The sequence below is a fragment of the Flavobacterium sp. NRK F10 genome (assembly GCF_024054235.1).
In the GTDB taxonomy this organism is placed as follows: Bacteria; Bacteroidota; Bacteroidia; order Flavobacteriales; family Flavobacteriaceae; genus Flavobacterium; species Flavobacterium sediminis.
Genome location: NZ_JAMXLC010000026.1, coordinates 1 through 1,456 on the forward strand (window position 1 = coordinate 1; position 1,456 = coordinate 1,456).

A 1,456-nucleotide genomic window follows, 5' to 3' on the forward strand; every position below is an offset into this window, starting at 1 on the left:
AAAAAAGCTCCCTAATTTAGACTGCCCCCAAAAGTTTAGACAAATTTATAATTAATTTTGAGAATAATGAGCTCGATATTGTATCGGGCTCATTTTGTTTAAATTTGATTTAATTCTTTCGTTGTTATAGTATTTGATATATAGTTTAATTTCACGTTTTAACTCCTCTATTGTTCTGAACTTTTTTAAATAAAAAAGTTCAGATTTTAGTGTTCCAAAAAAGTTTTCGATAATAGCATTATCTAAACAATTTCCTTTTCTTGACATACTTTGTATAATTCCTTTTTCTTTCAATAAATACTGATATTGTTTCATTTGATATTGCCAACCTTGGTCAGAATGAAGTGTCAGATTAGTATTATTTGGTATCTTTTTAAATGCTTTTTTAAGCATAGTTGCCACTTGATGGAACACTGGTCGTTCGGATAACTCATAGCTGATTATTTCTCCGTTAAACAAATCAATAATTGACGATAAATACAATTTCTTTCCAGAGACATTGAACTCGGTTATATCGGTTGCCCATTTCTGATTTGGAGCATTAGCCTTAAAATTTCTTTCCAATATGTTTGGAGCTATTTTTCCTTGTTCTCCTTTGTAGGATTTGTATTTCTTGATTCTAATAACACTCTTTAATCCTAATGATTTCATTAATCTAAGAACCGTTTTATGGTTGATGATTATTCCTTTATTTTGTAGTTCATCGGTTATTCGTCGGTAACCATAACGACCTTTATGCTTGTGATAAATGGATTGTATGAGTTTTTTAATTCCTTTATACTTATCAGGTAATTTGTGCCGCTTTTCGTGATAGTAAAAACTACTACGAGCCATATTGGTCTGATTTAAAAGTAAAGTTAAATCAAAATCATGCCTTAATTCTATTATTGCTTGCGCTTTTTGGCTGCTTCTTCGGCTTGAATTAAGGCTTGTAACTTTTTTAGCAAAGCATTCTCACAACGAAGCCTTTCGTTCTCTAAAAGAAGTTCTTCTTCTCTTGTTAGGGGGTTGTCTGTTTTACGCTTTTTACGCTTGTAATCACTCATAGATTTTGGTCTGCCTTTAGGTTTTGATTCTAATCCTTCAATACCAAAGTTAGTAAAATCTCTTTGCCATTTTATAATAACTGATTCGGAAGTGATGTTAAACTTCAAACAAGCTTCACTCAATGATAAATAATTATTGTCAAGAGATTTAAGAACCTTTAACTTAAAATCTGCTGAATAATTTTGATTTTTCCTGGGCAAAAGACCTGTTTTGCCATATCGTTTGTAAAACCCAACCCATTTACGAATGTTGGATTTATTAGCCCCTTTTTCTTTAGAAACTGATTCGCATGAATAATGAGAGGCTAAAACTAATTCTACACATTCAAGCTTAAATGCATAATTATACTTGACTTTTCTTTCCATAAAAATACCCCCAAATAGTGTCTAACTTTTTGGGGGCAGTGCAA

The 1,456-nt window shown here is 31.2% G+C and carries 1 protein-coding gene; it reads right to left on the minus strand.

What is annotated here, in order from left to right:
- Positions 1-51 precede the first annotated feature (51 nt).
- A protein-coding gene (locus tag NHF50_RS15855) for an IS3 family transposase (protein WP_374672843.1) occupies positions 52-1,412 on the minus strand; the annotation gives its coding sequence in 2 pieces (ribosomal slippage) (positions 52-929 and positions 929-1,412; 1,362 coding nt in all).
- Positions 1,413-1,456 lie beyond the last annotated feature (44 nt).